Raw genomic sequence first — 3,023 nt, forward strand, 5'->3', positions numbered from 1 at the left:
TATTCATAGTATGAAAGATGGAATACAAAAATATTTACAGAGGTGAGGTGAATAAAGAATGCTTTGTAATTATTTTTACACTGAAACGCAAATGCGTCCTTTAGGAGGGCATGGGCCTGCGCAAAGTACTATTCAAGCTGTTCATCAGGCTATACAAGCACAGCAACAAGCATTACAAGCACAACAAATGCAACAAAGTTATTACCCACCACAATCGTATTATTCATTACACTCTTATTATCCACCACAGGCGTATTACCCATCACAATCATATTACTCGATGTAGATTACACAAGGATGGAATTTATTTTTGATCGTTACCGTATGAAACTGTATATGTTTTATAGCGGAAAATGACAAAACAGAAATAGCTCTTTGATGGAGATAGACTGCAAAAACATAAATTTCATATTAAAAAAAGAAAAAAGATTGCCTGTATCCTAAGAGGCAATCTTTTTTGAGTTGTTTGTAATGGCTAAGTACAGGTTTTAAATACTATTTAGTGTTATCTCTACTTTCCAAAACCTGCTCCATATTATTAGTCGCCCATTCCATCATTAARAGGATAATTGGACGTAATGACTCGCCAAGTTCAGTTAACGAATATTCTACTTTAGGGGGCACTTCACGATATACCTCCCGATGTACGATGCCATCTGCTTCAAGTTCTCTAAGTTGAAGTGTTAACATTCTTTGGGTGATATTAGGTTTTAATCTTTTTAATTCATTAAATCGTTTCTTACCATCTAATAAATGATAAAGAATAACACCTTTCCATTTCCCACCAATAACCTCGACGATAGCTTCTACKGGACAAGAATATTTATTTAAAAATGGATAATTTAYATCATCTTCTTTTGAACTAATCATAAAAAGACTCTCCCTTAACAATAGTATCTTTTTTGATACTATAGCACATAAATGTGCGTACTTGTATCATTGTTACTTTAAAAATATAATTTGGTTAAATAATAATTTAATGAAAAGGGGATCTTTTATGACTAACACAAAACAAAATACAAAACAAAAAATTATTGAGGCTTTTAGCTTTAGACATGCATGTAAAGAATTTGATCCTATGAAGAAAATTTCAGAAGATGATTTTAAATTTATTTTAGAAACAGGAAGATTATCTCCTTCTTCTTTTGGATATGAGCCTTGGAAATTTATTGTGGTTCAAAATAAAGAATTAAGAGAAAAACTATTACCATATTCATGGGGAGCAGGTGGGCAGCTTTCAACAGCAAGTCATTTTGTCATTGTTCTTTCAAGAAACATCAAAGATATGCACTATGATGCAGAGTATATTCAGCACATGATGAAAGATATTATTGGATTGCCTGAAGAAGCCCAACAAATGAGATATGAATTCTTCAAAAAATTCCAAGAATCGGATTTTAAATTGTTAGACTCCGAACGTGCTGTATTTGATTGGTCATCGAAGCAATCTTATATTGCTTTAGCTAATATGATGACTAGTGCAGCTCAAATCGGTATTGATTCTTGTCCAATGGAAGGATTCGATAAAGAAAAAGTAGATTCTTTACTTCGTCAAGAACGAATTTTAAAAGATGATAATCTTGAGGTATCAGTTATGGTTGCATTTGGATACCGTAAAGGAGAACCAAAATTTAATAAAACAAGACAAACTATGGATACTATTGTTGAATGGATTTAATAAGATAAATTTGTATCCATATAACGAAAAAAACGCTACCCTTTCTATAGAAAGGATAGCGTTTTTTTATGTCTGTTTTTAAATTTAGCGAGAATACCTTGTGAATAGTTGAATTGCTTTTTCAGGTACRTAGAATTTCCCGTTACTTTCTACAACGATACTTCCTAATTCATAATCTTTTCCATCGATACAGATAATGTTTTTATTAACAAACAATTTGGCCTCTGTATTATTACGTTTTATTACAAGCACCGGGTTTGGTGCATCTTTTTTGTCAATCTTTACAGTTGCACCAATTTGTTTAAAGGCTGTTTCAGCATCTAAGAATAATTTGTCGGTTATTTCTCCTAATTGAAAGCCCATTGCTTTGGCCATTGTCTTCGCAATGTCTGTATTTTGGACTAAACCGTATGGCTTTTGAGGACCGTAAGAGTATAAGAATACATCTTCACCCGTATGACCACCAGTTGTAAAACCGAKGTTCGYACGGTTGGCCAATAATKTAGTAAGRATYGGACCTACATCAGCTTTCTTATGTGCAGYKTTTAAYTTTTCTCTTTCATCMTCWGTTARGTYGTCTAAACCGTAAAGAGCAGCAACTTCTTTTATATTAGATAAATCATCTTTTAGTTTATTTGTAGCACCCTCAAGTGTCATTTTCGCCTTTTTCAGTGGGGCAATGTAAGCTGATACTGGTGTAGTATCATATCCTTTTGTGGTATTGCTGTTACCAATGGAAATACCGCTATTTCCATGATCGGTTAAAGCGATGACCATAGTATTACCATCTTTCTTCGCGAACTCTAACGCTTCGGTAACCGCATCATCAAACGCCAATRCATCGCTAATCATCCCGATTGGGTCATTTGCGTGTGCTGCCCAATCTGCCTTACTGCCTTCTACAAATAAGAAGAAACCATCTTTATCTTTTGATAATGTTTGAATTGCTTTGCCCGTCATCTGGGAAAGAGTTGGCTGTTCAGGGTGGCTTGCTTCACGATCTATATCGAACGCAAGTGCAGTGCTGGAGAAAGAACCCCAGATTTTATTTGATTTGGAGTTTAATAATGCATCCTTTGTTTCGACAAAGTCGTACCCTTTTCCTCGAATTACTTTTACTAAATCTTCGTTGTCTTTACGAATTCCGTTGCTTGTCGTAGGCTGAAGTGCTGCTTTTCCACCACCTAATACAAYTTCTATMTTTTGATAAACTTGCTGTTCACCAAGTATTTCAAAATTTTTACGGTTAACGTGGTGGGCAGAGAAACTAGCAGGAGTAGCATGCTGAATTTCTGATGTAGCAATAATTCCTGTCGCGCGGCCGGAACTTTTTGCGCCTTCTAAG

General features: G+C 34.8%; 4 protein-coding genes. 2 read left to right on the forward strand and 2 right to left on the reverse strand.

Annotation, left to right across the window (positions count from 1 at the left end; all coding sequences use genetic code 11):
* Positions 1–58: 58 nt before the first annotated feature.
* Entirely contained in the window at positions 59–286 is a 228-nt protein-coding gene (locus AC1DJR_RS24115) for a DUF3947 family protein (protein WP_429687599.1), read from the forward strand.
* Positions 287–495: 209 nt separating this feature from the next.
* On the opposite strand, the gene AC1DJR_RS24120 is transcribed toward AC1DJR_RS24115, so the two are convergent.
* The gene (locus AC1DJR_RS24120) at positions 496–870 is read right to left on the reverse strand and encodes a winged helix-turn-helix transcriptional regulator (protein WP_477003683.1); all 375 of its coding nucleotides are present in this window, start codon (positions 868–870) and stop codon (positions 496–498) included.
* 127 nt (positions 871–997) lie between these two features.
* On the opposite strand from AC1DJR_RS24120, the gene AC1DJR_RS24125 reads away from it, so the two are divergent.
* On the forward strand, positions 998–1,678 hold the full coding sequence (locus AC1DJR_RS24125; RefSeq protein WP_429687600.1) for an NAD(P)H-dependent oxidoreductase: 681 nt from the start codon (positions 998–1,000) through the stop codon (positions 1,676–1,678).
* 84 nt (positions 1,679–1,762) lie between these two features.
* Here AC1DJR_RS24125 and AC1DJR_RS24130 read toward each other — a convergent pair.
* A partial coding sequence (locus tag AC1DJR_RS24130; RefSeq protein WP_477003684.1) for an alkaline phosphatase occupies positions 1,763–3,023 on the reverse strand: 1,261 nt, incomplete at its 5' end.

Source organism: Bacillus sp. 05T31 (assembly GCF_056396725.1).

Excerpts from the sequence above, each read along its gene's own strand:
- AC1DJR_RS24115 (WP_429687599.1), top strand. The coding sequence starts at position 59 with ATGCTTTGTAATTATTTTTACACTGAAACGCAAATGCGTCCTTTAGGA.
- AC1DJR_RS24125 (WP_429687600.1), top strand. The coding sequence starts at position 998 with ATGACTAACACAAAACAAAATACAAAACAAAAAATTATTGAGGCTTTT.